General features: G+C 52.6%; 24 protein-coding genes and 1 other annotated feature. Of the genes, 16 read left to right on the forward strand and 8 right to left on the reverse strand.

Translation table 11 applies throughout. The features are described 5' to 3' along the window. Window positions 1–32: 32 nt before the first annotated feature. Window positions 33–1,316 (reverse strand): HlyC/CorC family transporter, encoded by a 1,284-nt coding sequence (locus L2731_RS10030; RefSeq protein WP_249252955.1) that lies wholly within the window; start codon window positions 1,314–1,316, stop codon window positions 33–35. A 146-nt stretch (window positions 1,317–1,462) separates the two neighbouring features. Beyond that, on the reverse strand, window positions 1,463–2,251 hold the full coding sequence (locus tag L2731_RS10035; RefSeq protein WP_239849850.1) for a cytochrome C assembly family protein: 789 nt from the start codon (window positions 2,249–2,251) through the stop codon (window positions 1,463–1,465). 292 nt (window positions 2,252–2,543) lie between these two features. On the opposite strand from L2731_RS10035, the gene ffh reads away from it, so the two are divergent. From ffh to L2731_RS10085, 10 genes are all read left to right on the forward strand, one after another. Next, the gene (ffh, locus tag L2731_RS10040; RefSeq protein ID WP_041510372.1) at window positions 2,544–3,917 is read left to right on the forward strand and encodes a signal recognition particle protein; all 1,374 of its coding nucleotides are present in this window, start codon (window positions 2,544–2,546) and stop codon (window positions 3,915–3,917) included. A gap of 205 nt (window positions 3,918–4,122) precedes the next feature. Then, on the forward strand, window positions 4,123–4,374 hold the full coding sequence (gene rpsP / locus L2731_RS10045) for a 30S ribosomal protein S16 (RefSeq protein WP_011864867.1): 252 nt from the start codon (window positions 4,123–4,125) through the stop codon (window positions 4,372–4,374). Window positions 4,375–4,394: 20 nt separating this feature from the next. Continuing rightward, window positions 4,395–4,925: a ribosome maturation factor RimM gene (gene rimM / locus L2731_RS10050; RefSeq protein ID WP_041510373.1), complete on the forward strand. Its 531-nt coding sequence runs from the start codon at window positions 4,395–4,397 to the stop codon at window positions 4,923–4,925. A 15-nt stretch (window positions 4,926–4,940) separates the two neighbouring features. Further along, window positions 4,941–5,687, forward strand: a complete 747-nt coding sequence (gene trmD / locus L2731_RS10055; protein WP_249252957.1) for a tRNA (guanosine(37)-N1)-methyltransferase TrmD — start codon at window positions 4,941–4,943, stop codon at window positions 5,685–5,687. Window positions 5,688–5,721: 34 nt separating this feature from the next. Beyond that, window positions 5,722–6,072 (forward strand): 50S ribosomal protein L19, encoded by a 351-nt coding sequence (gene rplS, locus L2731_RS10060; RefSeq protein ID WP_011864870.1) that lies wholly within the window; start codon window positions 5,722–5,724, stop codon window positions 6,070–6,072. A 373-nt stretch (window positions 6,073–6,445) separates the two neighbouring features. Beyond that, window positions 6,446–7,537: a 3-deoxy-7-phosphoheptulonate synthase gene (locus L2731_RS10065; RefSeq protein ID WP_249253138.1), complete on the forward strand. Its 1,092-nt coding sequence runs from the start codon at window positions 6,446–6,448 to the stop codon at window positions 7,535–7,537. A 14-nt stretch (window positions 7,538–7,551) separates the two neighbouring features. After that, complete coding sequence (gene tyrA / locus L2731_RS10070; RefSeq protein ID WP_249252958.1) at window positions 7,552–8,691, forward strand: bifunctional chorismate mutase/prephenate dehydrogenase; 1,140 nt, start codon at window positions 7,552–7,554, stop codon at window positions 8,689–8,691. A 268-nt stretch (window positions 8,692–8,959) separates the two neighbouring features. Next, on the forward strand, window positions 8,960–10,624 hold the full coding sequence (gene hcp, locus L2731_RS10075; RefSeq protein ID WP_249252959.1) for a hydroxylamine reductase: 1,665 nt from the start codon (window positions 8,960–8,962) through the stop codon (window positions 10,622–10,624). A 59-nt stretch (window positions 10,625–10,683) separates the two neighbouring features. Next, window positions 10,684–11,742: an FAD-binding oxidoreductase gene (locus tag L2731_RS10080; RefSeq protein ID WP_249252960.1), complete on the forward strand. Its 1,059-nt coding sequence runs from the start codon at window positions 10,684–10,686 to the stop codon at window positions 11,740–11,742. A 177-nt stretch (window positions 11,743–11,919) separates the two neighbouring features. Continuing rightward, entirely contained in the window at window positions 11,920–12,255 is a 336-nt protein-coding gene (locus L2731_RS10085; protein ID WP_041510378.1) for a hypothetical protein, read from the forward strand. Between the two features lie 82 nt (window positions 12,256–12,337). On the opposite strand, the gene L2731_RS10090 is transcribed toward L2731_RS10085, so the two are convergent. Together L2731_RS10090 and hpf are read right to left on the reverse strand one after the other, a co-directional pair. After that, on the reverse strand, window positions 12,338–14,302 hold the full coding sequence (locus L2731_RS10090; protein ID WP_249252961.1) for a chorismate mutase: 1,965 nt from the start codon (window positions 14,300–14,302) through the stop codon (window positions 12,338–12,340). 40 nt (window positions 14,303–14,342) lie between these two features. Further along, window positions 14,343–14,463: a sequence feature (Phe leader region), on the reverse strand. Window positions 14,464–15,297: 834 nt separating this feature from the next. Continuing rightward, window positions 15,298–15,672 carry a ribosome hibernation-promoting factor, HPF/YfiA family gene (gene hpf / locus L2731_RS10095; protein ID WP_041510380.1) on the reverse strand — a complete coding sequence of 125 codons (375 nt, stop codon included), beginning with the start codon at window positions 15,670–15,672 and terminating at the stop codon, window positions 15,298–15,300. Window positions 15,673–15,946: 274 nt separating this feature from the next. On the opposite strand from hpf, the gene L2731_RS10100 reads away from it, so the two are divergent. Continuing rightward, window positions 15,947–16,630, forward strand: coding sequence for a cytochrome b/b6 domain-containing protein (locus tag L2731_RS10100; RefSeq protein ID WP_249252962.1), 684 nt, complete (start codon window positions 15,947–15,949; stop codon window positions 16,628–16,630). 114 nt (window positions 16,631–16,744) lie between these two features. Here L2731_RS10100 and L2731_RS10105 read toward each other — a convergent pair whose 3' ends face one another. Next, the gene (locus L2731_RS10105; protein WP_249252963.1) at window positions 16,745–17,206 is read right to left on the reverse strand and encodes a c-type cytochrome; all 462 of its coding nucleotides are present in this window, start codon (window positions 17,204–17,206) and stop codon (window positions 16,745–16,747) included. 230 nt (window positions 17,207–17,436) lie between these two features. Here L2731_RS10105 and trpR point away from each other — a divergent pair, with 230 nt between their 5' ends. Continuing rightward, window positions 17,437–17,712, forward strand: a complete 276-nt coding sequence (gene trpR / locus L2731_RS10110; RefSeq protein ID WP_041510382.1) for a trp operon repressor — start codon at window positions 17,437–17,439, stop codon at window positions 17,710–17,712. Here the strand turns inward: trpR and L2731_RS10115 are convergent, their stop codons facing one another. Together L2731_RS10115 and slyD are read right to left on the reverse strand one after the other, a co-directional pair. Beyond that, the gene (locus L2731_RS10115; RefSeq protein WP_239849861.1) at window positions 17,713–18,093 is read right to left on the reverse strand and encodes a hypothetical protein; all 381 of its coding nucleotides are present in this window, start codon (window positions 18,091–18,093) and stop codon (window positions 17,713–17,715) included. It abuts the gene before it with no gap. A gap of 161 nt (window positions 18,094–18,254) precedes the next feature. Next, a complete protein-coding gene (gene slyD / locus L2731_RS10120) occupies window positions 18,255–18,869 on the reverse strand; it encodes a peptidylprolyl isomerase (RefSeq protein ID WP_249252964.1) in 615 nt (204 codons plus the stop codon). Between the two features lie 719 nt (window positions 18,870–19,588). Between slyD and thrA the strand changes: the two genes are divergently transcribed. The 4 genes from thrA to L2731_RS10140 all read left to right on the forward strand — a co-directional run bounded on the left by thrA (window position 19,589) and on the right by L2731_RS10140 (window position 24,945). Beyond that, entirely contained in the window at window positions 19,589–22,057 is a 2,469-nt protein-coding gene (gene thrA, locus L2731_RS10125; protein WP_249252966.1) for a bifunctional aspartate kinase/homoserine dehydrogenase I, read from the forward strand. Then, on the forward strand, window positions 22,054–23,004 hold the full coding sequence (thrB, locus tag L2731_RS10130) for a homoserine kinase (RefSeq protein WP_249252968.1): 951 nt from the start codon (window positions 22,054–22,056) through the stop codon (window positions 23,002–23,004). Before thrA ends, thrB begins: the two co-directional genes overlap by 4 nt. A 14-nt stretch (window positions 23,005–23,018) precedes the next feature. Next, window positions 23,019–24,302 (forward strand): threonine synthase, encoded by a 1,284-nt coding sequence (gene thrC, locus L2731_RS10135; RefSeq protein ID WP_249252970.1) that lies wholly within the window; start codon window positions 23,019–23,021, stop codon window positions 24,300–24,302. Window positions 24,303–24,648: 346 nt separating this feature from the next. Beyond that, complete coding sequence (locus L2731_RS10140; RefSeq protein ID WP_249253139.1) at window positions 24,649–24,945, forward strand: hypothetical protein; 297 nt, start codon at window positions 24,649–24,651, stop codon at window positions 24,943–24,945. Here the strand turns inward: L2731_RS10140 and nfo are convergent. Then, window positions 24,942–25,793: a deoxyribonuclease IV gene (nfo, locus tag L2731_RS10145; RefSeq protein WP_249252972.1), complete on the reverse strand. Its 852-nt coding sequence runs from the start codon at window positions 25,791–25,793 to the stop codon at window positions 24,942–24,944. The genes L2731_RS10140 and nfo overlap by 4 nt on opposite strands. Between the last annotated feature and the right edge of the window lie 70 nt (window positions 25,794–25,863).

Here is a 25,863-nt window from a genome sequence, read left to right on the forward strand (position 1 = left end):
CTTAGAGCGCCTTTTTTGAGCCATGGTGATGACTAGTTGCGACTGCCCTTTGGCGCCTTGTAGTGCTGGGGCATCACCCGCACCGTCTTCACCATGTTGTCGGCCACTTCGACCACCTCGAGCGGATAGCCACACAGGCGCATTGAGGTGTTAGGCTCGGGGATCTCCTCAAGATATTCCAATATCAGGCCGTTAAGTGTCTTAGGGCCGTCGATAGGGAAGTGCCAGTCCATCTCCTTGTTGAGATCGCGGATGTTGATGGTGGCATCGATGAGGAAACTGCCATCTTGCTGCTTGTTGATATCCTCGCTGGGCGTGGTGATCATCGAGGTGGTAAAGTCGCCGACGATCTCCTCGAGAATATCTTCTAGGGTCACCAGTCCCTGAATATCCCCATACTCGTCCACCACTAGGCCGATGCGCTCCTTATTCTGCTGGAAGTTGGCCAGCTGCACATTAAGGGGCGTGCCCTCTGGGATGAAGTAGATCTCCTTTACTGCGCGTAGTAGCGATGACTTACTAAACTGCTGCTTGGATTGCAGGCGCAGGGCGTCTCTTAGGTGAACGAAGCCGACGGCATCGTCGATATTGTCTCGGTAGAGCAGCACCCTAGTGTGTGGGCTCTGAATCACCTGCTTGTTGATACGGCTAAAGTCATCGTTGACGTTGATGGCATAGAGGTCCGAGCGGGGGATCATGATGTCTTCCACAGTGACCTTTTCAAGATCCATGATAGAGAGCAGCATCTCCTGGTGGCGTTGAGGGATCAGGGCGCCAGCCTCATGTACAACGGTGCGCAGCTCTTCCTGACTCAGGGCATCATCGGCCTTCACCGAGCGGATCCCCAGCAGTCGCAGGAAGGTGGAGGTGATAAAGTTAACTATCTTCACCAGGGGAGAAAGTACCACCAATAAGGCCTTGAGTAATATGCTCGAGGGGAAGGCGATGCGTTCAGGATGTAGGGCGGCCACGGTTTTTGGGGTCACCTCGGCAAACACTAGCACCACCAGGGTGAGCACACCCGTGGCGATGGCGACCCCCACGTCACCAAATAGGCGAATCCCCAAGATGGTAGCAATCGCCGAGGCAAGGATATTCACCAGGTTGTTGCCGATCAGGATCAGGCCGATCAGCCTGTCCGGGCGCTCTAGCAATCTGATGGCACGTTTGGCGCCCTTGTGGCCATTGTTGGCAAGATGACGCAAGCGATAGCGGTTGAGCGACATCATGGCGGTTTCAGAGCCGGAGAAATAGGCGGAGATGACAATGAGTACGAACAGGATGATGACAAGTACGCTGGTGGATATAGCTTCCAATCAGTGGCCCCACTTTGGCGTTGATGAGTAAGAAAAGCGTTAAGATTTAGTAAATACAGCGATTTGGGCTGTGAGTCAAGTTCACCTAGGTCGCACTTTAGTCCATCTTGACCTAGGTGAAGCAAGCTGTGATTAGCGTGTTTGGCCTATTGCAGGATCAACTCTTTGACGATGCGGGCGCCGAAGTAGGCTAGCGATAGCAGGGTGGCGCCTGTCAGGGTATAGGCCACGGCGGTGCGGATCTTACAACCCACCCAATACTGCTGTGCCAGCATGGCAATATAGGTAAACCAGGCCATGATAGAGAGTATTGCCTTGTGGCCCTGGCCGTCGGCAAACATATCGTCGAGGAAGATGAAGCCGGTTGCCAGCGAAAGGCTCAAGAGCACCACGCCGATGATCACCAGATGATAGAGCTGTTTCTCTACTGTCATCAGTGGTGGAATCGCCGGGCTCAGCATCAGCTGCTTCTTCTTCAGCTTATTCTGAATCATGGCCAGTTGGATGGCATAGAGGGCCGCTATCATCAGGGCGCTGTAGGCCATTAGCGACAGTACCACGTGCGCCAACACCTCGGGGTAAAGCTCGAAATGGATGATATATTTAGGTGGTAATAACCACAGCAGAGCCACCGAGATGACCGAGCAGGCGTAGACCACAGGCACAACCACTATCACCTTGAGGCGGAACATCAAGATGGTAAAGGTGAAGGCGATGATCCAGTTCACCATGGAGATCACATTGGTCAGGCTAAAGTTTTGACCGTCGCCGGTGAAGATGGCCTGAGACAGGGCGGCGGCATGGAGCACCACTGCCACGGCGGCGAAGGCGGCAACGGCTTTACGGTTAGGGCCATCGGCATGAAACAGTCGACTGATGACCAAGACGAGCGCGATACTGTAGAAGAAAATGGCTGAAGCCGAAAAAATCACCATCGAAAATTAACCTATCGTTATGTGAGCTTTCTTGTGGTTATCGACGCGCGTGAGGCGGTCGAGTTTTTATCCTTAGTTGATCGTTAGAATAACACGATGGATGCTATTTTGGGCAGAGGCTTTACACACAAAAATTAGCACTTTCTGAGCGTTACTCCTAAGTTTTGACATTTTTATCCTATGGCAGTTAACTTGCCAAAGCCATAACTTACGCTGTGCGGTAGCATAATATCTGTGCATCGCTATAATACTGGCCCAATCATGTAAATTCTAAACGGTAAAGAACGCGATAATGTTTGAGAACCTCACCGACAGATTATCACGCACCCTGAAAAATATTAGCGGTCGTGGTCGCTTAACAGAAGACAATATTAAAGAAACGTTACGCGAAGTGCGCATGGCGCTGCTGGAAGCCGACGTCGCCTTGCCCGTTGTACGCGCCTTCGTTAACAGCGTTAAAGAGCGTGCCGTAGGCCAAGAGGTCACCAAGAGCCTGAGCCCGGGCCAGGCCTTCATCAAGATCGTCCAGAGTGAGCTCGAAAGCGCCATGGGCGAAGCCAACGAGGCGTTGAACCTCTCGGCGCAGCCACCTGCGGTGATCATGATGGCCGGCCTGCAAGGTGCGGGTAAGACGACCAGTGTCGCCAAGCTGTCTAAGTTCCTGCGCGAGAGACAGAAAAAATCTGTGCTGGTGGTCAGTGCCGACGTCTATCGTCCGGCGGCGATCAAGCAGCTGGAAACCTTGGCCAATGAGGTCGAGGTAGAGTTCTTCCCATCGGATGTATCACAAAAGCCTATCGATATCGTCGATGCGGCCATGGCTCACGCCAAGCTCAAATTTATCGATGTGGTGATCGTCGATACCGCGGGTCGCCTGCATGTCGATGAGAGCATGATGGAGGAGATCAAGGCGCTGCATGCGGCGGTCAATCCGGTAGAAACCCTGTTTGTGGTCGATGCCATGACGGGTCAGGATGCGGCCAATACCGCCAAGGCCTTTAACGAAGCCCTGCCGCTAACCGGTGTGGTACTGACCAAGGTCGACGGTGATGCCCGCGGTGGTGCGGCGCTGTCGATTCGTCACATTACAGGTAAGCCGATTAAGTTCCTCGGTGTGGGCGAGAAGACAGATGCGCTCGAGCCTTTCCATCCCGATCGCGTCGCCTCGCGTATTCTGGGCATGGGAGACGTGCTCTCCTTGATCGAAGAAGTCGAGCGCGGCGTCGACAAAGAGAAGGCGATGAAGCTGGCCTCTAAGGTCAAGCAAGGCGGCAGCTTCGATTTGGAAGACTTCCGTGAGCAGCTGCAACAGATGAAGAACATGGGCGGCATGATGAACATGCTCGAGAAGCTGCCCGGTGTAGGTCAACTCCCTCCAGAGGCCCTGGCTCAGGTGCAGGACGGCAAGCTAACCGGGCAAATGGAGGCTATTATTAACTCCATGACGCCAGGCGAGCGTAAGCGTCCAGAGATCATCAAGGGATCTCGTAAGCGTCGTATCGCCATGGGTTCAGGCACCCAGATCCAGGACGTCAATCGTCTGCTCAAGCAGTTTACTCAGATGCAGAAGATGATGAAGAAGATGTCGGGTAAAGGTGGCATGAAGAAGATGATGCGCGGCATGAGTGGTATGCTGCCTCCCGGGATGAAAATGCCCGGACGTTAATCGTCTGACTTTGTATAGATTTAGCTAAGTCCATTAAGGGTTTTCGACCCTTGGTGGGCTTGCTATTTTTGCGTGAAAAACGTTGCATTTGTCGCCGGTTCAGGTAGAATCGTGCGGCTTTCTATCTGGGACTCTTCGCGAACACGGGGTTCCAGTTTTTATTTTTGCTTCAGAACGAAGCAAATCATTAGAGGATAAAAGACGCATGGTTACCATTCGTTTAGCTCGAGGCGGCGCAAAAAAGCGTCCATTCTATAACATCGTTGTTGCTGACAGCCGTAACGCTCGTGACGGTCGTTTCATCGAACGTGTTGGCTTCTTCAACCCTGTTGCTCGTGGTCAAGAAGAAGCTCTTCGCTTAGATCTTGATCGTGTAGATCACTGGGTTGCTAACGGTGCTGCTACTACTGATCGTGTAGCGAAACTGATCAAAGACGCTCGTAAAGCTGCTGCTTAATAGCGTTTAGGTATAGATTGATGAGTAGTCACCAAGAACCTGTCGTACTAGGCAAATTAGGCGCTAGTCACGGCATTAAAGGTTGGTTGAAGATCACTAGCTATACCGATTCTGTCGAAGATATTTTTGACTATTCACCTTGGTTGATTAAAGAGCAAGGCGAATGGCGCGAAGTCAAGGTTGCACAGTGGCGTTACCAAGGTAAGGCGATTATCGCCGCCCTGGAAGGCGTAACCACTCGAGACCAAGCGCAAATGCTCACTAACTGTGAGATTGCCATTCCCGCCGAGGCGATGAAGGAGCTGCCGGAAGATGAATTCTACTGGCGTGATCTTATCGGCTGTGAGGTGGTGAATACTAAAGGCTATAACATGGGCAAGGTCGACCAGATCGTGGAAACAGGATCGAACGACGTGCTACTTGTGAAGGCCAACGCGAAAGATGGCTTTGGCAAAACGGAACGTATGATTCCTTTTGTTACCGAGCAGTTCATCCTCGAGGTGAATCTGGCGGAAAAACAAATTTTAGTGGATTGGGATCCGGACTTCTAAGTCGAGGGGCAACAGATGTGGTTAGGGGTAGTAACCCTGTTTCCAGAGATGTTTCGTGCCGTAACAGACTTTGGTGTAACGGGTCGGGCCGTAAGTAACGGTTTGTTAGAGTTGCAAACGTGGAATCCTCGCGATTTCACCCATGATCGACATAGAACAGTGGACGACAGGCCTTATGGCGGCGGACCTGGCATGTTGATGATGGTGCAGCCTCTACGTGATGCCATCCACGCAGCGAAAGCCGCTGCGGGTGATGAGGCTAAGGTGATTTATCTTTCTCCTCAGGGACGCAAGCTGACTCAGCAGGGCGTCGAAGAGTTAGCTAAATCGGAGCGTTTGATTTTAGTGTGTGGTCGCTACGAAGGTATCGATGAGCGCATTATTCAGACGGAAGTGGATGAAGAGTGGTCGATTGGAGATTACGTGCTCTCGGGCGGTGAACTCCCAGCGATGGCGCTGATCGATTCGGTTTCACGTTTGGTTCCAGGTGTTCTTGGAAAGCAGGCGTCGGCAGAGCAGGATTCCTTCTCTGACGGATTACTGGATTGTCCCCACTATACTCGCCCCGAAAGCCTAGATGGTATCGATGTACCGGCGGTATTGCTTAGTGGCAACCACGAAAATATTAGACGCTGGCGATTGCAGCAGAGTCTCGGAAGAACTTTACTGCGGCGACCAGAATTATTTGAAAATCTAGCTCTGACTGACGAACAAACCAAGCTACTAGCCGAGTTTGTTAATGCCGCCCAAGCTGGCGAGTAAAAGTGGTCAGTTATTACTAGTATGGAGTTTATTCATGAATAACATCATTAAAATGCTCAACGATGAGCAAATGAAGCAAGACGTACCAGAATTTGGTGCAGGTGACACAGTAGTTGTTAAAGTACGTGTTGTAGAAGGCGGTAAAGAGCGTCTACAGGCGTTTGAAGGCGTTGTTATCGCTAAGCGTAACCGTGGTTTACACTCTGCATTCACAGTTCGTAAGATCTCTAATGGCGAAGGTGTTGAGCGTGCGTTCCAAACTCACAGCCCGCTCATCTCTAGCATCGAAGTTAAGCGTCGCGGCCGTGTTCGTCGTGCTAAGCTTTACTACCTACGTGAGCGTTCAGGTAAGTCTGCACGTATCCGCGAGAAGCTTGCTAAGTAAGCACTCGCTAAAACGTAAAAAAAGATGCAGTGTTCGCACAATGACCCGCCCTATGGCGGGTTTTTGTTTTTAGGCATGCGCGAATGCATTGCGCTGTTATCCTTAGCATAGCTTTGCGCTGTTTCTTTCCATTTTCCTTTCTTATCCTCTCCCACACGGCAGGCCCCTCTAGGCTATATCTCTTTGGCTAAACCAGTCACTTCAGCCAGGGCTGATTGGGGCTTTTACCGCTTCGATCGTGAATTATTCTTGAAAAGCAAATTTCTGCTTGATCTAAATTTATGCAGCAGGCATAGTTAGCTCATTGGCGTAATGGTGTACCATTACAATATTGCGTTTAGGTATGAGAAAACAGATTAGGTTGGTGACAGGTATGCAGCAAGATACGATTAATAATGTTCACATCAGCTCGGAGAAGGTGCTGGTGACCCCGGAAGAGTTAAAACAACAACTGCCCCTGTCGACTGCCGCCTATCACTACGTACTCAATGCACGCCGCACTGTGGCGGACATAGTACACAAGCGAGATAATCGTGTACTCGTGGTCAGCGGGCCTTGCTCTATCCACGATATCGCCTCGGCCAAGGAGTATGCGCTGCGCCTCAAGACGCTGCACGATGAACTTAAAGATGAGTTTTACATCCTGATGCGCGTCTATTTCGAGAAGCCTCGAACCACGGTGGGCTGGAAGGGAATGATTAACGATCCCGACATGGATGAGTCCTTCGATGTCGAGAAGGGGCTGCTACAGGCGAGAGAGTTGATGATCTGGTTGGCGGAGCTTGGTTTGCCGGTGGCTACCGAGGCGCTGGATCCTATCAGCCCGCAATACATCTCTGAGCTGGTCACCTGGTCGGCCATCGGCGCGCGCACCACAGAATCTCAGACCCACAGAGAGATGGCGTCCGGTCTCTCCATGCCTGTGGGCTTCAAGAATGGTACCGACGGCAAGCTGGGGGTGGCGATCAACGCGCTGCAATCGGCGGCCAGCAGCCACAGATTCATGGGGATCAACCAGGCGGGTCAGGTAGCGCTGCTACAGACCGCCGGTAACCCAGATGGCCACTTGATCCTGCGTGGCGGTAAGAAGCCTAACTATGATGCGGCGAGCGTCGCCGAGTGTGAGCAGCAGCTGCATGCGGCCAAGCTCAACGCCAGACTGATAGTGGATTGCAGTCATGGTAACTCGAGTAAAGATCATACTCGGCAGCCGAGTGTCTGTCAGGATGTGTTCGAGCAGATCGCCAATGGCAACAAGTCGATCATAGGTGTCATGCTGGAGAGCCACCTCAATGAGGGCAACCAGAGCAGCGATAAGCCGATGAGTGAGCTGGCCTACGGGGTGTCGGTTACCGATGCCTGCATCGACTGGCAGACCACAGAGGATCTCCTGCGTCAGGGGGCAGCACAATTGGCATCGGTTTTACCCAGCAGATTTGCTATGCTCAAGGCGGTTAATGCCTGATGGAAAGTGCGCAAATGAGTGAGAAAACCACCAAAGAGCTTGAAAAATTAAGAGAACATATCGACAGCGTCGATCAACAGCTGTTGCATCTGCTGCGTAAGCGCCTGGATCTGGTGGCCCAGGTGGGTGGCGTCAAGCATGCGGCCGGGGTGCCCATCTACGCGCCTCAGCGTGAGGCCTCCATGCTGGCCAAGCGCCGGGAGGAGGCGGCTAAGATGAATGTTTCGCCTCAGCTGATCGAAGATATTCTGCGTCGCCTGATGCGCGAGTCTTATCTCAACGAGAAGGATGTCGGCTTCAAGCAGGTGAAGACAGATCTGGGCCATGTGGTGATTGTCGGTGGTCAGGGCAAGTTGGGCGGCCTGTTTGCCCAGATGCTGAGCTTGTCCGGCTATCAGGTGAAGTCTCTGGATAAAGATGACTGGCAGCAAGCCGAGGCGATATTCGATGGGGCAGGGCTGGTGATCGTCACTGTGCCTATTAGCGTTACCTGTGAGCTTATTCGCGACAAGCTTACCAGCCTGCCAGCAAATTGCATCCTGGCGGATCTCACCTCTATTAAGGAGAAGCCACTCGATGCGATGTTAAGCAGTCATCAAGGCCCAGTGGTGGGGCTGCACCCCATGTTCGGCCCGGATGTCGGCAGCCTGGCCAAGCAGGTTGTGGTGGTGTGTCATGGTCGAGGCCGTGAGCAATATGAATGGCTGCTCGAGCAGATTGGCATATGGGGCGCTCGCCTGGTCGATGCCGATGCTCAGCAACACGACAAGGCGATGCAGCTGGTGCAGGCGATGCGCCACTTCTCATCGTTCGTCTATGGACTGAATCTCTATCGTGAGGCGGCCGATATCGACAATCTACTGCAGTTCAGCTCGCCCATCTACCGGCTCGAACTGGCTATGGTCGGGCGTCTGTTTGCCCAGAGTCCCGAACTTTATGCCGACATCATCTTCGCCCAGCAGGAGAGCCTGACGGCAATAGGGGATTATCTGGATAACTATGCCCAGGCACTCGAGTTGCTCAAACGCGGCGACAGGCAAGGCTTCATTCGTGAGTTCGAGGCCGTGGCGGCCTGGTTTGGAGATTTCGCGCCTCAGTTCCAGCGTGAGAGCCGCGCCATGTTGCAATCGGTCAATGATATGAAGACCAGCTAATCGATATTACTGATTAAAGCTCCCTGGCGGCGCCCGAGTGTCTGACACTCAGGGCGCCGCTTTTTATTTGGCAGCCTAAACCGGCTAATAGCTTGTTTTAAAATATCTTTACCATAATTTTTAACAAGTTAGTTTCGCAATTGCTAATTTGATCCGCTTCATAATTTCTCACATTGCTGTCAATTTTATCTTCTGTGAGTGTCATTAGCACAGTAGACTGCGCCAAAACATGCAAAGAAAAAGCATGATTAAATAAAGGAGCAGTGTTGTGTTTTGTATTCAGTGTGAGCAAACCATTCGTACCCCGGCCGGTAACGGCTGTAGCTATTCTCAAGGTATGTGCGGCAAGTTAGCTGCGACCTCAGATCTACAAGATCTATTGATCTACATCTTACAAGGCGTGTCGGCCTACGCCGAGAAGGCACGCGCGTTTGGCATCATAGATCCGGCCATCGACACCTTCGTGCCTAAGGCGTTCTTCGCTACCCTGACCAATGTGAACTTCGACGATGAGCGCATCATAGAATATACCAAGCAGGCCTACGCCTACCGTACTCAGCTACAGGCGGCCTACGAGGCGGCATGTAAGGAGCAGGGGCAACCAGTTGAGACACTGATCCCTGCCGCCAGCCTAGTGCTTGCCAGCGTGAAAGAAGAGATGTTGACCCAGGCCGCTCAGGCGATCCCGAACCGCGGAAAAGAAGCGGTCGATGAGGACATCATGGGTCTGCGTCTATTGTGTCTGTACGGCCTGAAGGGCGCGGCGGCTTACATGGAGCACGCGCGCGTGTTGGATCAAACTGACGCTGAGGTGGCAGCTAAGTTTCATCAGATCATGGCCTTCTTGGGCTCAGACTCTGTCGATGCCGACAAGTTGTTTGCCACCGCCATGGAGATTGGCCAGCTAAACTACAGCGTGATGGCCATGTTGGATAAAGGGGAAACCGAGGCCTTCGGTCACCCTGAGCCGACTCAGGTCAACATGGTTGCAGTGAAGGGTAAGGCGATTCTGGTGTCGGGCCACGACATGAAAGATCTCGAGCTTATCCTGCAGCAGACCCAAGGTAAGGGGATCAACGTCTTTACCCATGGTGAGATGCTACCGGCGCTGGCCTATCCCGAGTTGAAGAAGTATCCCCACCTAGTCGGTAACTACGGCAGTGCGTGGCAAAACCAACAGAAAGAGTTCGCTAACTTCCCTGGTGCGGTGGTGATGACCTCTAACTGTATTATCGATCCTAACGTGGGCGACTATGCCGACCGTATCTTTACCCGCAGCATAGTGGGTTGGCCGGGCGTGACCCATATCGTGGGGGATGACTTCTCTGCGGTGATCGATAAGGCCTTGGCGCTTGAGGGCTTTGCCTATGATGAGATCCCCCATCATATCACCATAGGTTTTGCCCGCAACGCGTTAATGGCCGCCGCGCCTGCCGTGGTGGAGAACGTTAAGAATGGTGCGATCAAGCACTTCTTCCTGGTGGGTGGTTGTGACGGTGATAAGGCCGAGCGTAGCTACTTTACCGATATCGCCAAGGCGGCACCTAAGGACTCTATTATCATGACCTTAGGTTGTGGTAAGTATAAGTTCAACAAGCTCAGCTTCGGTGATATCAATGGTATTCCACGCCTGCTGGATATTGGTCAGTGTAACGATGCCTACTCGGCGATTCAGCTAGCCATCGCGCTGTCAGAAGTGTTCGAGTGTGAGATCAACGAGCTGCCGCTGAGTCTGGTGCTCTCCTGGTTCGAACAGAAGGCGATCGTTATCCTGCTAACCCTGTTATCACTGGGCGTGAAGAATATACGTACGGGCCCAAGTGCGCCGGCATTCTTAACCCCAAACCTGCTTAAGGTGCTGGAAGATAAGTTTGGTCTGCGTAATACCACCACGGTAGAACAAGATCTGAATGCCATTTTAAACGTCGCTTAAAATGTCCCCAACGCCCACGGCAGTGTCGTGGGCGTTATTTATTTTTTGGTGAGTCGCCCATGAATCAACAAGATTATCAATCACCCAACTGGCAGGCTGGCGAGATAAGGCTAGTCTGTGTCGAGCGCTGGCAGGAAACCCATGATGTGACCAGCTTTCGCTTTCAAGGCGCCCAGCCCGTTAAATTTCATTTTAAGCCCGGGCAGTTTATCACCTTCCTGCTGGATATCGGTGGCGAGCGCCTTGCCCGCAGCTATACCATCTCCTCGTCGCCTTCCCGTCCTTACTCCTTGGTGGTGACCATTAAGCGTATTCCTGGCGGGCGCGTGTCAAACTACCTGGTCGATAACTTACAGGTGGGGCATAGTGTCAACGTGAGCGGCCCAGCTGGTGCCTTTAACCTGATCGATATTGCCGCCGATAAGTATCTTTTCTTGAGTGCCGGCAGTGGTATTACACCCATGTATTCCATGTCGCGCTGGCTGACCGACACCCAGGTTGGCAGCGATATCGCCTTCGTGCACAGTGCCAAGGCTAAGGAAGATCTGATCTTCCACGACGCCCTGCTTAAGATGGCGCAGCGTCATCCAAATATGGCATTGCACTATAGTCTGGAATCGGCCGAGGCGCTTGAGGCCTGCTCAAGCTTCGCAGGAAGGCTAAGCTTAGCCATGCTCGCCGAGGCTGTGCCCGATTTTCTCGAGCGAACCGTGTTCGTCTGTGGCCCGGAGCCTTATATGCAGGCGGCTAAGGTTATGCTGGAGGACGCAGGTTTCGACATGAGTCGTTATCATCAGGAGAGCTTCGGCGCGCCCACCTCGTCGCCCACATCGCAAGTCGAAGGGCTAGGGGATGACGCGGCCTTCATGCTGCAAATTGGCGATCTGTCCACGCCGCTAAACGAAGCACAGACGGTACTCGAAGGGATAGAGGCCAAAGGCCTGCCCATTATCGCCGCCTGTCGCTCGGGCGTCTGCGGCGCCTGTAAGTGCCAGGTGTTAAGCGGCGAGACAGAGTCCAGCAGTGAGATGACACTGACGCCAGCCGAGGTAGAGCAGGGCTTTATTCTCGCTTGCTCGACGCGAATAAGATCCGACGTGACGCTCGCCTTGGGTTAAGGTTGAAAGGCTAAGCGCGTTAGGTTTGGCTTAGTGATAAGGGGGCTTTTTAAGAAGGGGATACAGTCGTAAGATTTGCGCTATGGGCGATGACACAGTATGGTTAATGTGAGGGTTAGGCGAATGGCATCACGCTGGCTTAGCCCAATTCTTAGACCCTTTGTGTGGAGCGCCCTCATGGTATCGACTACGTCACAGCCTGTCGTTATAGACGACCATAGCCTTGGCCATCTCCTTTATGCCCTGATGTCGGCCTTTCCGCTTTTGTTACTGCCGCCTCTGTTTGCCTTGCTTATTAGCCTTGGGCAGAAGGGAGACAAGATGAGTAGTCTGCTCTATTCCCATATTCGTTGGCAGCGTTGGTCGATTATCTCGCTGTTTTCGCTTCTGCTGCTGGCCTACTTAATACCTCAAGCCTGGTTGGCCGTCAGCCTGTCGCTGCTGGCTCTGCTGTGGTTTTGTCATCGTACCATCAAAGGCTGGATGAATCTGGTCGATGGCCTGGCGATTTAAATGTATGGGTAAATAAAAAGAGGACCTAAGGTCCTCTTTTTTGTTTATAGATGCACTCTGGAGCCTGTTAATTAGCCAGCCGTTAGTCGCGGTAGGTACGAGCCAAGATGTCGCTATGGGCATTAAGCTGCTGGGGATCGCTCAAGCCCAGCACCAGGCCGTCAGCCTTGAGGGCCCTAGCGGCACTGGCCTGGCTAGCGAGTTCATCCTGCTGACAGGCATAGCGGGTATTGATGATCACCGGCAGGTGGCTCTTCTCTTTCAGGCTGATGAGCCCGGACAGATCTAAGGTCGGCCGCTGCTGCTCGTTGAAGGTTCTGATTCCGGCTTCGCTCAAGATCACCTGCTGATTACCTGCGGCCAATATGGTCTCTGCACCACCCAGCCATTCATCCAGGCTGGCCATAGTGTTGCGCTCTAAGATAACCGGCATGTGCAGCGCACCGACCTGTTCGAGCAGATCGCGATTGTGCATTTGCTTGCCACTGATCTGCAGCATGTCGGCATGATCAACGGCCAGCGGGAGTTCGCTCTCATGTTCGATGGCGACGATACAGGCCAGATCAAACTGGCTCAGAGCTCTGCGCATCTCGCTCAGCTGGCGGTTCGCCATGGGGTTGGCATTTAACTCGCTAACGATCACGGCCTGGAAACCCGCCTCTTTTATCTGCTTGGCCAGCTGGCTGTAGTGGCCAGGCTCTTGAGTCAGACTCAGCTGTGCCATGGCGCCAAACTGACCGTCACCTATCTGTAGCTGTCTTGTGACGACGCTGGTGATCTGTGGATGTTCGGCCAGGCTATGGCGCAGATGTTTGGCATCCAGTTTATCTCTTGCCTGTTGGTCGGCTTCGCGGCTGGTGGTGGGCTCAATCATCAGCTGACTGTTGCTCAGCTGGGTCGGGTTGACGGTTTCGCAGGGGTAACAGCCAAGTACCTTGATGAAGCGGGTAATGCGTTCCAGCTCCTTTAACGCCTGTTGCATCTGGTCGCTGGCGAGGTTGGCGTCAAGGTCCAGGTAGAACATCTCCTCCCAAGGGGTACCAGGGATAGGGCGGGATTCGAGCTTACTCATGTTGAGATCATGGGCCTTTAAGATCAGCAAGGCTTCTACCAGGGCGCCGGGTTTCTGCCCCGTGGCCATGATAAGCGTGGTCTTGGCCGGTAGCTGTTCGGGCACTGCAATGGCCTTTCTGGCGACGACGATAAAACGGCTCTGGTTGATCTTCTGGTTGGCCAGCTCGCGATCGATGGCCTCGAGTTGATACAGGGCACCGCCTTCGACGCTGCCGATAGCGGCGACGCTGTTATCATCGGCCTTGAGCACACGCTCCATGGCCTCGGCGCTGCTGGAGCAATATTCCAGTTTGAACTCACCGTGTTGACTCAGATAGCGACTGCACTGGCTGATAGGCTGAGGATGGGCGTAGATGGTTTTGATCTGCTTAACCTGAGTGCCAGGCTTGGCGAGCAGGCAATGGCCCACCTCTATGGTGGTTTCACCTACGATGGCAAGGCTGGTGTGTTGCAGCACATCATAGACCTCGTTGATCGAGCCTGAGGAGGTGTTTTCGATCGGCAGGAAGCCGTAGTCGGCGTGGCCCGATTCCACCGCCTGCACTATCTCATCGAAACTCTTACAACCCAGATCTTGCATGCCAACCTGACGGCGCTCGCAGTAACGAGTGGCAGCAAGATAAGAGTAGGATCCACGCGCGCCTAAGTAGGCGATGTTGTATTGCTGTTTCTGCAGGTCAGGGTTGGCGCGGCCTTGGAGGTAGGCTTGTTGGTTTAATACCGAGTCTTCGATGATGCTTTGATAGAGGGAGAGGACATAGTGAGCGTCGAGCCCCTGCTCGCGTCCCTGCTTAACCAGTCTGGCCAGCAGCTCTTTCTCTCTCTGGGTATCGCGAATTGGGCGAATATCGACCTCTTTGCTGCGGGCGACATCTAAGCTCAGTGCCCGTCGTTTGGCCAGCAGTGCCAGCAGTTCATTGTCGAGCGCGGTGATCTGTTCCCGGGTATGGTTAAGGGGATGTGGTTTGGTCATGCTGTCCTCTGTCGTTGAACGCTTCTCGATTACTCATGCAAATAAAAAAGCCCCCCATAAATGGGAGGCTCTGGAATTCTTACTTTCGTTTTTACACCGAAATTCCGCCTCCCTAGAAGGGTGGAATAAAAAAGAAAGTAAAAAAAGCGTTGGTGTTCGTTTTCATAGCCTTCAAATTAAGCCTTGCTCTAAATCCTGTCAATCAAAAAAGGGATAAAGTGAGAATTTATACCTGTGGTAATAAGCGCCCCCCGTGAGCGAATTGACTTGCCACAAATAGAAAGCGCACCTCTTTGGGTGCGCCGGGAGAGTAAAAGATCAGAATTTAAGATGGGGCATCCTCCTTTGCTTGTCGCCTGCAGATGAAAAGACTGCAGCAGGTGATAAGGGAGAGGCAGCGGGCTAATCGACTAGCGGTGATCCAATGGCCTGTTAACGTCTATTACGTTGGTTTGCCTTAATTGGCTATCTGGCTGCCTCAGTTACGGAAAAAGCACTCAATATTAAAATGGGACTGCGCTCCTTTCTCACTCGTTAGGGTGCTAGGCTTCGAGATTATCTTAGCGGCAACCCTATGGCCTACTGGGGACGACTTGTTTGGCGCTATGCCTGTTTCCTATTTGGGCTAATCTTAAGCCTTAGGTTGTGTGAGTCGCCTTTAATAAATCAAACGTGAAAGTTAACGTCTTGCGTTTGGCGAATGTGACCTCTTACTCCTTCGTTGGCTTGCTTTCGACATCAGAGACGGCGCTTAATAGTAAGTATAACAAGGGCGGACAACATAGCTAGTTCGTTAGCTGAGTTCCACGGCTTCTCATTGAATGCCTGTGGCTGATGTGGTTGTCCGTCCTCGTCTCTTGCCTGTCGCTGTACCTCGATTTAGGTGGCGATTTAACTTTCCACCAAGTTTGGGTAAGTGGCTTTTGTGCCAGTTCGTTAGCGTTCGTTCCTCGGCCTATGCCTGAGGCGATGATTCGCCACTTACCGTTAATCTGTTACGCCGCGTATTCCTCATCTAATGTTTCGTCATACTCGTCGTCGATATCGGCGCTTTCTGGCGTTGGGCTCATCGCTGGAGCCGTGTAGCGAGCTCCTTCCGGTTTGTGGCTGAGGCGATTGAGCTGTTTCTCCAATTTTTGACCCATTGCATTGATTGCTGCATAGAGATCTTTGTCTTTCGCCTGAGCAAATAAGGTGTTGCTTGGTATACCTACTGAAGCTTCTATCTTAAATCCTTGCTTCTCTTGACCTATGATTACATGTGGATTAATGAGCTGTACATCGTGTCTACTTAGCTTTTCTAAACGGCTCTCGATACGTTCACGGATAGGAGTGGTGACTTCGAAATCTTTACTTGTAATCTTTATCATATGTCGAACCTTTCGTTGTTTCCTTGACTTCAGATTACCAATTCAGCCCCCAGAAAACGTGATCTAGATCAACTTTTGGCTGCCATTATTTTCCGTTCGTTGGTTATTTGAGCCCTTAGACAAAATTGTAAAATAAACATTAGGAATGGCTTGTTTTTATCAAATTTAGGCTGCATATTTGACTGGATAACACTGCTTACATAAATCTATTTGCCTCTCCCCATCGCTTCAAATATCATCAATTTCATTATTTTCTAAAGCGATGAGTTATAAGATGTCCTCAGTAGAAAACCCTCAGTCTGGCCAGGTAAAAATTAAGGTATGGGATCTGCCTACGCGCCTGTTTCACTGGTCCATGATAGCGTTGCTCGGTGGTCTGTGGTGGAGCGCCGAGGTGGGGGAGATGCAATGGCATCAAGTATTTGCATACGGACTAATGATCTTGCTCGGTTTTCGAATTCTTTGGGGAATCGTTGGCAGTGAGACGTCGCGCTTTAGCCATTTTGTGAAATCGCCGACTCAGGTACTTGCCTATGTCAGGCAGCCCCAGCGCCGCAGCGTTGGCCATAATCCTCTGGGGGGCTATATGGTGGTGGCGATGATCTTGGTGCTGATGGTGCAGCTCACCACAGGACTATTTGCCACAGATGAGGTCTTTACCGAAGGGCCGCTATACGCTTATGTGAGCAGCGAGACAGCCGAAACCTTGACCTTGCTGCATAAGCAAAATTTCAATTTACTCCTTCTACTGGCGGTTTTGCATATTCTTGCAGTGGTATGGCACGGCATTAAAGGCGACAAACTGGTTGGTGCCATGATCACCGGCTATAAGAGCGTCAGCCGCGAGAGCGTTACCGAGTTTAAGTTTCGCTCGGGCTTGATGGCCCTTACACTGGTGGGCGTGCTAGCAGGCCTAGTAGTGAACTATCTGATTTGGCCCATTGCGGCCATGCTGTAGGGCGATGGCTAACGGTAAAAGTTAGGCTAGAGAAACAGGATAAGAAAAGGGGAGCTTAATTGGCTCCCCTTTTTTATTGGCTTTCGATATTGGTCGTCAATATTCGTCTTGTTATTAGTCTTTCTTGTAGATGTCGTGACAACCTTTACAGCTCTTACCTGTATTCATGAAGGCTTGCTTAATCGCATTTTTATCGTCTGATTGCGCGGCAACGGCAAGTTTGGCGGCGTTGTCTTGGAAAGTGCTCATCTTAGCGTCGAAATCGGCTTTGTCGCTCCAGATCTTCGCCAGTGCGCCAGTGTCGCCCTTGTCAGAACCGGCAACGAAACCTTCTGCTGGCAGCTTGCTCAATGCGGCAACGTTTTGCGCGCGCATGGCAAAGACTTCGGCGTCGAATGGCTTCTTGCCCTTAAGCATGGCGCCCATGTCGCCAAAGTTGTGAGCGATCAGGCCAAAAGCAGATTGACGATAATGAATGGCGTCGTCTGACTCTTTGAAGTTATTGGCTTGTACCGCTGTGGCCAGTAAGGCACTGCCGGCTAGGGCGAGCAGGCTTAATTTAAACTGTTTTTTCATGGCAATCATTCTCACTACTTTGTGGATTTATGTGATCTAACGCAAACATTCTAATCGTAATTAACTATCAGATACTATAGATTTTTCTTTAAAATGCTGGCCAAAATGTTGCCGAATGTGTCTAACTCTTGAACGCCTGACTCATCGCATCTACTGGCTCGATAGCCAGCGTGGCAGATTTCTTGGTACACTTCGATGTACTGGTAGGCTATGACAGCTTAGGAGCTAAAGTGCGCGCAAACTGGGATCTGGTTTTAGAAAAAGTGGTCAATCATCAAGACACCGATGCCTTGATGGATCTGTTCGATCTACTGCTCACCGAGGAGGAGCGTAGCGCCATTGCCGGGCGGCTGAAGGTATTTCAAGCCCTGCTCTTGGGAGAGATGAGTCAGCGACAGATAGCCGCCGAATTCGAGATCAGTATTGCCACCATCACACGTTGTTCCAACTACCTCAAGCATATGCCCACGGCTCAGCGCGAGCGTATCAAGGCGCTCATTCTCTAGTTAGATCACCCGTATTGGCATAGGCAGTTGGGGCTTACGATAGTTGCGGCGCTGGGCCAGACGAAATAAGGCGAAACTGGCTAGCCCGGCGCCTGCAAACGAAAGATAGCTGGAGTCGCTGTGGCGAAAGACAAACAGGGCGCCCAAAAGGTAGGCGTAGGGAAGCAGGTTGTAGAGCGCATCAGGCCAGATGCCTTGCTTACGACGACTCGGTTTATCGCTGCGTCGATTCTGTGAGCGCATGTTGAAGATACGCGCGCCGAGCAGGAAGATAATCACGCCTAAGAGCACTGGAAGGGGCGCCGGGCTCATCAGTATGGTCGTTGCTGCGATGAGCAGGTAGATGGCAGGAAGTTTTTCATAGATGGGCTGAGCAACCATTTCGATATCCTTATCGTTTATACGCAGCTAGCTGATGTTGTCTTGAGCATAAAATAAAAGAGTCGGCATCACCTAGTAAAAGGTGGCCGACTCGATTCAGAATCCTACCTGAGATTGACGCCTAAGCGTCAAATTAAGGCTTTAGGTTGAGCAGCTTTAGTCTAGTGCTGACAGCCGCAACCGCCGTTGCCGTCACAACCTTCTTTGGCTGGCTTCTCAGGATCTTCGCTACAGCATCCGCCTTGATGAGCATGACCTTCGCCACCACAGCAACCACCTTCATGGCTATGCTCGTGGCTGCCACAGCCGCCAGCCGCATGGATATGGCCATGGGCGATCTCTTCGGCGCTGGCATCACGAACAGAAATCACTTCGACGGTGAAGTTAAGGGTTTGACCCGCTAGTGGGTGGTTACCGTCAACGACGACGACATCGTCTTTCACTTCGGTCACTTGTACCGGACGCTGGCCCATCTCTGTTTCGGCGATGAAACGCATGCCTGGCACGATATCTTCGATATCGCCGAAGGCTGCTAATGGGACATCTTGACGTAAACCATCGTGGTAAGGACCGTAAGCCTGCTCGGCCTCTACGGTAACTTCAAGCTTGTCGCCAACACTTTTGCCTTCGAGTGCCTGCTCAAGGCCTGGGATCATGTTTTCTGCACCGTGAAGGTATAGCATTGGCTCACCTTCAAATGAACTCTCGATCAACTCGCCTTGCTGGTTCGTTAAGCGGTAATGGATGCTAACAGCTTTGTGTTGGGTGATTATCATATCGCCTCCAATTCAGAATGTGGCGGCATTTTAGCTCGCTTTGTTGGCCTTGGCGATGACCTAGCGCAGCTTCTTGAGGGAAAATCGGTAAATTTTTTTTCATCAGGCTAGGTGTAGTGAGAAGTCGGCTAAGGGGAATTGTTTCTCTTTGTATATTTATTCACAATTTTTGGAAAAGTATTTTGTATTGTTGACACCTTAGCTTGCATGTTAATCGTCGATTTCTGGTCTCTTTTCTCTGTCAGCTTGTTAGCACTCGTAAAGCCTGATTTCATACCTTGTGAAAGTTCACCTTTCATGATTATCGTTATGTTTATTAGCTATTTATTTGATGATTCGGATAAGCGGAATACTGATAGGTCACTTAGCCTATCATTCCCTTTATTCACTTAAATCTATGCCCTGCTATTTCATTTTACCGTTTGCAGCGTGGCAGGCGCTGAAAGTGTATTTTTATAAAGTTTTATTTTGGGGGTTGACACCTTGGGGCAAAAAAGGCAATTCTGTAGAGACATTCAGTGAATATGTTTTGATACGACAGAATAGAATTTAAATGTTTAGCCTTAATCTCGTAGTAACCACCATTATTACAACCACCACGATTACCAGCGTGGGGGCCGGCTAAGCATACTCGAAAGAAATGATTTGAAATGACTAAGCCCGCTCCCCATCAAGGAGCGGGTTTTTTTGTTTCTGGGGCGCGGTACTAAGGAGAGAAGATGAAGGTAATGAAGTTCGGTGGTACCTCGCTGGCCAATTGGCAGAGGTTTAGTAGTGCGGCGCAGATCGTCTTGGCATCGGCCGAGGAACAGCCGACGGCAGTGGTGTTAAGCGCGCCGGCAACCGTGACCAACGGCTTGTTGGAGATGGTGGATCTCGCTGTCGCAGGGGATGATTTCTCTCCCGTCTTGAGTCAGGTACATGAGGTCTTTAAGACCCTTTATGCAAAGGCCGCCAGCGAGGTCTTGGGTAGCGAGCAGTCAGCAGGCCTCGAAGGTGTCCTCGCGGCGCAGCTCAAGCACTGGCAAGACAAGCTACAAGGCGTAGTCTTGCTGGGTGAGTGCCCCGACGCTGTTCGCGCCGAGATAGTGGTCGGTGGCGAGCGCCTCTCGGCGGCGTTGATGGAGCAGTTGATGTTGGCGGCAGGTGTGTCGGCCAATCAGCTAGTGCCGCAACAGTTGTTTGTGGCCCATGGGCCGGCGCTGGAATCGGTTGTCGATATCGCCGTGAGCAAACAGCGTTTTGCCGAGCTTTCTCTCGATGCCCATCAGGTGTGGGTGATGCCAGGCTTTACCGCCGGAGACAAGGATGGCCGAGTGGTCACTCTGGGCCGTAACGGCTCAGACTATTCGGCGGCGGTGCTGTCTGCCTGTATCGACGCCAGTTGCTGTGAGATCTGGACAGATGTGGATGGCGTCTATAATACCGACCCGCGTGTCGTCGCCGATGCCAAGCTGCTGACTCAGCTCAGTTACCAGGAGGCGATGGAGCTGTCTTATTTCGGCGCCAAGGTGCTACATCCTAAGACGATTGCGCCTATCGCCCAGTACCATATCCCTTGCTATATACGTAACAGCTTCAACCCTCAGGCGCCCGGCACCTTAGTGTCGAATCAAGTGGACGAGACAGGGCTGAACGTTAAGGCTATCTCTAATCTCGACGAGCAGACCATGTTCGACATCGCTGGCCCCGGCATGAAGGGCATGGTTGGCATGGCGAGCCGGACTCTGGGGGCCATCTCCCGCTCCGGGGTGTCAGTCTCCCTTATTACGCAAAGCTCATCCGAGTACAGCATCAGCTTCTGTGTGGCCACCGCCGATGCCGAGCGAGTGCGCCTGGCGCTGGAGCAGGAGTTTGAGCTTGAGCTTAAGAGCGAGATCCTCGAGCAGATTAGCATGCGCCACAACCTGGCCATAGTATCCCTGATAGGTGACGGTATGCGCACCCATAAGGGGGTTGCCGGTAAGTTCTTCCAGGCCTTGGCCCAGGCCAACGTCAACATAGTGGCTATCGCCCAGGGCTCCTCTGAGCGCTCCATCTCGGCGGTTATCGAGCTGCGCAAGACCAAGCATGCCATCGCCGCCTGTCATCAGAGCTTCTTCGATGTGCAGCACTATCTGGACGTATTCCTAGTGGGCTGTGGCAATGTGGGCGCCGGCTTGCTCGAACAGATCAAGCAACAGACGGAGATGTTGAAGGCTCAGCATATCACTGTGCGCGTGTGCGGAGTGGCGAACTCCCGCCAGATGGTGCTCGATGCTAAGGGGATAGATCTTAATCATTGGCAGGGACTGCTTGCCGACAGCCAGCAGGCTTGCGATCTGGAGAAGATGCTTGCCTGGGCCAAAGAGCAGCAGCTACTCAACCCTGTGCTGGTGGACTGTACCTCAAACGAAGCCGTGTCCGATCAATATGTTGCGGTAATGAACGCCGGTCTGCATGTGGTGACTCCTAACAAGAAGGCCAACACACGTGATTATGACTATTACCGTGCCCTGAGGCAGACTGCGCTGCATCAGCGTCGTCAGTTTCTCTATGAGACCACGGTTGGCGCTGGCTTGCCGGTTATCGACAACCTGAAGAAGCTCCTCTTCGCCGGTGACAAGCTACAGAAATTCAACGGCATACTCTCGGGTTCACTCTCCTACATCTTCGGTATGCTCGATGAGGGGATGAGCCTGTCGGAGGCGACACGTATCGCCCGTGAAAAATGCTTTACCGAGCCAGACCCAAGAGACGACCTCAGCGGTATGGACGTGGCCAGGAAGGTGCTTATCCTTGCCCGGGAGGTGGGTATGCAGATAGAGCTGAGCGATATCCAGGTGGAGTCTGTGTTGCCGAGTCATTTCGACGCCTCAGGTGATGTCGAGACCTTTATGGCGAATCTGAGTTCACTCGACAGCGAACTTGCTCAAAGGGTAAATAGCGCCAAGGCCGAGGGTAAGGTGCTGCGTTATGTGGGACAGATCGACGAAGAGGGCTGCCGGGTGAAAATCGCCGAGGTAGAAGCCAAGGATCCCCTCTACAGCGTCAAGGGCGGTGAGAACGCATTGGCCTTCTACAGCCGCTACTATCAGCCGATCCCCTTCGTGCTTCGCGGCTATGGCGCGGGTACCGAGGTGACGGCGGCCGGTGTGTTTGCCGACTTGCTGAGAACCCTTAACTGGACACGGGAGATGGGCGTATGAGTTTAACGGTTTATGCGCCAGCCTCCATGGGCAATGTCGGCGTCGGATTCGATCTGCTGGGCGCCGCCTTGGCGCCGGTAGATGGCAGCCTGCTCGGTGATCGCGTCGCCATTGAATCGGCTCCCCATGGCGTCTCGCTTAAATTGGCCGGTCACTGGGCCGACAAGTTGCCTGCCGCCTGCGAGGAGAATATCGTCTACCAGTGCGCCCACTTCTTCCTCGAGCAGCTCGGTAGTGAGGCTGGCGTTGCCATGACACTGGAGAAGAACCTGCCGGTGGGCAGCGGCCTTGGCTCCAGTGCCAGCTCGGTCGTTGCCGCGCTTTATGCCCTGAACGAGCATTTCGACAGACCCTATGACAGCGATGCGCTGCTGAGGTTGATGGGTGAATTTGAAGGCAAGATCAGCGGCTCTGTGCACTATGACAATGTTGCGCCCTGTTATCTAGGTGGCATGCAGTTGATGCTGGATACCCCTAGCGCCGTGTGTCAGGACCTGCCGGTGTTTAAAGACTGGTATTGGGTGGTGGCCTACCCAGGCATCTCTCTTTCAACGGCCAAGATGCGCGCCTTGCTGCCAGCGCAATACGATAAGTCAGTAACCATAGATTTCGGTCGTTACCTGAGTGCCTTTGTGCATGCCAGTTATCGCCAAGATGCCAAGCTCGCCATAGAGGTATTAAAAGATGTGCTGGCGGAACCTTACCGCGCCGCAGAAATTCCCGGTTATGAGCAGGCGCGCGCCGCCTTGGCCGAACTCGGCATGGCCACCACGGGGATCTCGGGCAGTGGCCCGACACTGTTTACCGTGACCGATAACCTGGAGACGGCTAAGCAGGCCAAGGCCTGGTTAGATGCGAATTATGTCACCTCTGGCGCTGGTTTTTCCCATATATGTCAAATTGATATGCTCGGCACGCGCCGTGTAGATGCACCACTTTTAGATTAATAGGCGGATGTAAGATGGAACTCTATAACTTAAAACACCCCTCACAGAAGGTTAGTTTCACTCAGGCGGTTAAATTGGGCCTGGGGCGGGATCGCGGCCTGTTTTTCCCTGTCACTATCCCAAGGCTGGACGATGTGGATGCGCTGCTGGCGATGGACTTCGTCAAGCGCTCAAAGGCGATATTGGGCGCCTGGTTGGCCGACGAGCTTGGCCAGGAGCTGGTGGATAGCCTGGTTGAGCGCGCCTTCAATTTTGAGCTGCCGCTGACCAAGGCCGATGACAAGCGTTATTGCCTCGAGCTGTTCCACGGTCCAACCCTGGCCTTTAAAGACTTCGGCGCACGCTTCATGGCGCAGTGCCTCAATAGCCTGGCACAGGAAGATAAACTCACCATATTGACCGCCACCTCGGGGGATACCGGCGCCGCAGTCGCCGATGCCTTCTATGGGCTGGATAAGGTACAGGTGGTGGTGCTCTATCCTAAGGGCAAGATCAGCCTGCTACAGGAGAAGATGTTTACTACTCTGGGTGACAACATACATACGGTGGCGGTGGAGAGCGATTTCGATGCCTGTCAGGAGATGGTCAAGGCCGCCTTCGAAGACAGCGACGTGCGTGACGGTCTGCACCTTAACTCGGCCAACTCTATTAACATCAGTCGTTTGCTGGCGCAGATCTGTTACTACTTCGAGGCGGTGGCCCAGTTTAAGCGAGCTAATCAAGGCGATCCTGTGATTGCCGTGCCCAGCGGTAACTTCGGCAACCTGACGGCGGGCCTATTTGCCAAGGCGATGGGGCTACCGGTGAAGCGTTTCGTGGCGGCCACCAACAGTAACGATACCGTGCCTCGCTATCTGGCCGATGGTCAGTGGTCGCCCAAGGCAACCGTCGCGACCCTCTCTAATGCCATGGATGTGGCCGAGCCGAGCAATTGGCCCAGGGTTGAGACCATCATGGAGGTGATGAACTGGCCGCTGAGCGAGCTGGTGGGCGTTGGTCTCTCCGAGCAAGATACGGTGGAGGCGCTGGATGAGCTCTATCGTGGCGGTTATCTATCCGAGCCTCACGCAGCGATTGCGGCCAAGGCGCTGTCGTTAACCATGTCGGCCGATGAGCAGGGGATCTTCCTCGGTACGGCCCATCCGGCCAAGTTTAAAGAGGTGGTGGAGCAGGCGCTCAATATTGAGCTTGAGCTGCCACCAGAGCTACAAGCGGTGAAGGATAAGCCTATCCTGTCGGCCGAACTGCCTGCCGATTTTGCCCGCTTCAAGGCTCACCTGTTTGAGACCTTAGCTTAACCACTGTCTGGTTATTTATGCTTAACAGCCAAGGCGATAGTGCCTTGGCTTTTTTTATGCCCGCTTCTGTCTGTTTTATCTCTTAGGACTGTTTTTTAGTTCAATTAGGCTGTTTCTATCCAGTTGTTTCAATCCAGTTGTTTAGATGGGGCGGCAGCTAACCTCCGTGCCGTATTTTATTAGCATTATCAGCAATGCGTTTGCATCGAATCGCGTCCATTACCTAGGTTGCCAAATGTATCAATGACCTTGAGACCGGCGTGATGGTTATCACAACCAAGCTCTGCTAAATCACTTATCTTACGGGCCTTTTTCTTTAGCCATTATTTGATAGAGCCGTGACGTGTTGCATCTTAGAGTGATTTTATCTGGCCTTTGTTTACTGACAGCCTGCGCCTCAAATGAGCCACAGCTCTACTCGCGAATTAATGAGGCCTATGATTTCGAGGTGACCCATTGCGATAGTTTCGCTATGGTGACTGGGATAGGCAGAGGGGAGGCGCCGCTAAGGGCGGCGCGGGAGAATGCCAAGCAGCAAGGTGAGGCCCTGCAGGGCACTCATATCGTCTGGCTACAGGAGGATCACTTCGACAGGGATAATCAGGTCAGGGTGATTGCCGTGGTCTATAAGTGCTTGTTTTAGCGAACCTGACTCCTTAGCCAGTTGATCTCTTGTGGCCAGATCTCAGGTTCTATCGTCTCCAGGATGAGTGGGATCTGCTTAGTCGCGGGGTGTTTCATGATATAGCTAAACGCATCCATGCCGATATAACCGGCGCCGAGGGAGTGGTGCCTGTCGACCCGGCTGTTGAGGGGCGTTTTGCTGTCGTTAAGGTGCATCGCCTTAAGGTAGCGGTTGCCCACTATGGCATCGAATTGTCCGAAGCTCGCTTCGCAGGCCTCATGGGTCGTTAAATCATAGCCAGCGGCAAACATGTGGCAGGTGTCGATACAGACACCTACGCGGCTCTTATCTTCTACCTTGTCGATGATCTGCGCCAGCTGCTCGAAGCTATGGCCCAGGTTTGACCCCTGACCCGCGGTGTTTTCTATGATGGCGCTGACGCCTTGCGTCTTGTCCAGTGCCAGATTGATCGATTCGCTGATGCGGGCCAGGCACTCGTCTATGTCTATCTTGTTGAGATGACTACCGGGATGAAAGTTGAGCAGGGTCAATCCCATCTGTTCGCAGCGCTGCATCTCGTCGAGAAAGGCTTCTCGCGAGCGCGTGAGCTGCTCGGTATCCGGATGGCCAAGATTAATCAGATAGCTGTCGTGGGGCAGAATGGCATCGGGGCGAATATTGGCCTGCTCGCAGTTGGCCTTGAAGTCGGCTATCTGCTTAGGACAGAGCGGCGCCGCCTGCCAACGTCTCTGATTCTTGGTAAATAGCGCAAAGGCGTTGGCGCCAATCTTCTGTGCGTTTAGCGGCGCATTGGCGATACCGCCGGCGGCGCTGACATGGGCACCAACCCAATGAGTGTCTGACATTCTTCCTCACTAACTTTCAACAAGCTTATAAATTATCACGGTATTTTGAGCGATTTTTCTAGGCTGGACT

Source organism: Shewanella aquimarina, from assembly GCF_023349185.1.
In the GTDB taxonomy this organism is placed as follows: domain Bacteria; phylum Pseudomonadota; class Gammaproteobacteria; order Enterobacterales; family Shewanellaceae; genus Shewanella; species Shewanella aquimarina.